The organism is Mycolicibacterium xanthum (genome assembly GCF_019710635.1).
Classification (GTDB): domain Bacteria; phylum Actinomycetota; class Actinomycetes; order Mycobacteriales; family Mycobacteriaceae; genus Mycobacterium; species Mycobacterium xanthum.
In genome coordinates, this window is record NZ_JAIFZS010000104.1 from 1 (window position 1) to 1773 (window position 1773).

At 67.8% G+C, this 1773-nt stretch carries 2 protein-coding genes; both read right to left on the reverse strand.

What is annotated here, in order from left to right; all coding sequences use genetic code 11:
- Nucleotides 1–325 precede the first annotated feature (325 nt).
- Nucleotides 326–1141: an ExeA family protein gene (locus JDV09_RS25965; protein ID WP_221372008.1), complete on the reverse strand. Its 816-nt coding sequence runs from the start codon at nucleotides 1139–1141 to the stop codon at nucleotides 326–328.
- On the reverse strand, nucleotides 1138–1773 hold a 636-nt coding region (locus JDV09_RS25970; RefSeq protein WP_221372009.1), incomplete at its 5' end, for a Mu transposase C-terminal domain-containing protein. The genes JDV09_RS25970 and JDV09_RS25965, both read right to left, overlap by 4 nt.

Genomic DNA, 1773 nt, shown 5'->3' on the forward strand with positions numbered 1-1773 from the left:
AGAACCAGTAGCGCGTGGTCGCGTCGTCCGGTCCATCGGGTCCGGTCGGGGGCGTTGATCAGAGCGTCGGCCTCGGCGGCGGTGAGGAATTCCAGAACCGGCTTCGGGTGTCGTTTAGTACTGCAGCCGTAGATCGGGATCATTGATTCTGGCGTCGTCGGTTGTTGCGCGTCGCTGTGGATGAGGATGTCGGCGTCATCGGCGGTGGTGATGAATGAGCTATGAGTACGGCCCCGCTCGTTGTGATGAGCGGGGCCGTGGTGGTCTCGGTGACGGGATCCTGGCCGCGGTGACGTGGTGGTCGTCGTGGTGACGTGGATCGGGTTCAGTCTGTTGCTGTTTCGCTGATGGCGATGCGGGCGGCTTTCTCTCCGACGATGGAATGGCCGGCAGCGAACGCGGCGGTCAGGGCGTGCAGGGCGAGGTTGTTGACCGCGCGGGGGTGCCCGCGGGAGGCGTTGTGGATCAGCGTGATGGCGTCATCGGCGAACAGGACATCGGAGCGGCCGGCGATCTTGGTGTGGTGATGGATGTAGTCGGCGGTGTCGGCTGGTGTCATCCCGGGCAGGGTGTAGCGCACCGCGATGCGCTGATCCAGGGCGGCCAAGACCCCCAGACGCAGGCGATGCCGCAGGGTGGGCTGGCCGACCAGCACCACGGCGAACGGGGAGCCGGAGTCCATGTCGTGGTTGGTCAGCAGCCGGATCGCTTCGAGCTGAATGTTGTCCAGCAGATGGGCCTCGTCGACGACCAGCACGGGGCTACGGCCCCGTTCGGCGTGCTCGGCGGCCAGCGCATCAGCGGCCTGGGGGGCCAGGCGGGCGGTGTGAAACACCGGGGTGTGTCCGAGGGCGGCCACGATGTGGGTGAGCATGCCGCGCACGCCGATGGTGGGGTTGGCCAGGTAGATGATGACGTGCCGTGCCGGGTCCAGGGAAGTGGCCGCCGCACGGATGGCCACGGTCTTGCCGGCGCCGACCTCCCCGGTGATGACCCCGATGGCGCACTGGTCCACACACCAGCAGATCCGGGCGATCGCCTCGCTGTGGCCGGGGTGGCGGTGCAGCATCGACGGCGCCAGGTCACGTCCGAACGGCATCCGGGTGAAGCCCCAGTGGGATTGCAGACGTTGAATACTCATGCCGACACCTCACCTTCGTGATCAGGGTTGTCGGGACCGAGGCCGGTCAGCGCGAGCTGACCGGGAACCTGTTCGTTACCGGTGGCGGTGACCTCGGCGCCGTAGAGGGCGTGGTATCCGATGCGTTCGTCGTCGCATAGTTGGGCGTGGTGGGCGGCAGCGGTCAAGGCCAGGTAGTCGATCCCCGTCACCACCGGAGCCGAATCCGGGTTCTCGGGTCGGGCCTTGGGATGGGCGTGGCGGGTGATGGTGTGCGGCACCGCGGCGCCGAAGCTGCGGCCGCGGTCGCGGACCTCGATGGTTTCCAGATCGAACGGGCTGAAGACCAGCTCCACGCGGCGCCCGGCCAGGGCGGGATCGACCCGGTAGGTGTTGGAATGCAGCGACACCGTGGCGGTCTTGGTCACCACCCGAAACTCCGACCACAGGAACGCCTCGGTCAGATCCGCCGCGGTCGGCAATGCCGGTGACCCGCCGAGCCGCTCCCATCCGGTCTGCCAGCGTGCCAGCGGCGCCTGCTCGGTCTCGGAATGGGTGCGGCGGTGGTATTCGGTCTCCACCCACGCCATGAACAGCCGGTTGAGCTCCAACAACGCCCCAGCGTGGTCGACCCCGGCGGTGGCGAGGTCCTC